The following is a 1748-nucleotide window of genomic DNA, read 5'->3' as shown; positions in this document are numbered from 1 at the left end:
CCAGCCGCGCCGCCTTGCGCCGAGGTGTCGATGATCACGGCCGAGGCGATGACGACGCCGCCGCGGCTGACCAGCAGGCCTGTGCCGCCACTGGCATCGCCGCCGCGCCCGCCCAGGCCAGAGCCATCGACCGTGCCGCCAGCGCCACCGGTGACGGTCGCCTGGATCAGGGCCAGGCTACCGAAATTGGCGAAGGGGCGGGTGGCGACCGGGATTACCGCGCCATCCACTGCGCCGATGCTGACACTGCCGCCCACGGCTTTGCCACCGTTGCCGCCATTGGCGGCAAGCGAGCCAACGCCGCCCGCCCCGCCGAACACCATATTGTCGATAGCAAGGAGCCCGGTGGTGAAGCTGGTGCCGGCCGATTGTACGCCGATCAGGATCGCCGGCAGTTGCGCGTTGGGATCGGCGCCAAAGGCATCGCCGCCATTGCCGGCGCTGCCGCTGGTGGCGCCATCGCCATCGCCGCCGCGCGCCTCGGCCGAAACGATGCTGTTGCCGAGAATGACCGTGGTCGAACCCGGCCCGCCTTCCTTGGCGGACTGGGTGAAGCTGATCTGGCCGATGGTCGCATCACCGCCGCGGCCGCCACTGCCACCAAAGGCCGTGCCGCCTGTAGCATTGACGTTGAAGGCGAGATCCGTCTGGGACGACAGGCCCGCATCGGCCAGCTTGGTGATCAGCCGTCCCGACCGCGCGGCGCCGCCGGCTTGGCCAAAGCCGCCATCAGCGCTGGCTTCAAGACTGATGGCCTGCGCCGAAATCCCGGCCGAACTGGCGGACATCACCACCAGGCCGCCACGCGCCGCGCCGCCGATGCCGGCATCGCTGGTGCCGCCCAGCGCACTGGCACTGAGCGTGATTGCCGAGCCGACCGCAATGCCGAGATCCGCCGCCGTCGCGCCGCCGCCATAGCTGAGCAGCACCGCCGGCGGGGCGCCACTGCCGGCATCGAAGGCGGTGGCGTTGCCGCCCAGGGTGCCGCTGCCGGCGGTGGCATTGGCCGACAGGCCGAGTTGGCCGGGGACTTGCAGGCTGCCGCCGCCCTGGAAATTGACATGGGCGCGGCCGCCCAGCGCCGTGCCGCCCAGCCCCAGCGCACCGTTGCCAGCCACGGCATCGGCCCTCACATCGACATCGCCGGCACTGACATTGAGCTTCGGATTGCCGCTGGCGATGATCTGGGCGAAGCCGCCGGTGGCAGAGCCGCCATCAGGGTTGCCATTGATGCTGCCAGGCGCCGCCAGTGCGCTGGCGCTGATCACCAGCCCGGTGGTCGCGGCCAGGCTGGTCGTGCTGCCAACATCATCGACCTGCAGGCTCGCCGTGCCGCCGGTGAACGCATTGCCGCCAGCGCCCACCGTGCCAAGACCGGCCGCCGAGATCGAGATGAAATTGGCCGATGCGACGCTGCCCGGCAGCAGCTGCAACGTGGCTGTGCCTGCGGTGGCCGCGCCGCCGCCCACGTGTGCGGTCGGGGCACGCTCGCTGTAGGTGGCGTCGGCCGCGATCACGAGATTGCCCGGCAATGCCAGCCCGGCGGCAAGCGCAACCGAGGCGGTGCCGCCGCTGGCGCTGCCGCTCTGTTCGGCGGGGCCGCCAATATCGGCAATGGCGTTGGCGGTGACGCTGATGTCCTGGCCGATCAACATGCTGCCGCCGGCATCGAGCTGGACCCGCGCCACCCCGCCCACCGCGCTGCCGCCGCGCCCGGCAAAGGAGGCGCCGCCCAGGCCGTCGGCAGC

The 1748-nt window shown here is 71.5% G+C and carries 1 protein-coding gene; it reads right to left on the bottom strand.

Annotated elements, in window-relative coordinates; translation table 11 throughout:
• Positions 1 to 1748: beta strand repeat-containing protein (locus GJ693_RS17190; protein ID WP_197042284.1), on the bottom strand; the 1748-nt coding region annotated here is incomplete at both ends.

The organism is Sandarakinorhabdus oryzae (assembly GCF_009733735.1).
Classification (GTDB): Bacteria; Pseudomonadota; Alphaproteobacteria; order Sphingomonadales; family Sphingomonadaceae; genus Sandarakinorhabdus; species Sandarakinorhabdus oryzae.
This window is presented reverse-complemented; position numbering and strand designations above follow the sequence as displayed.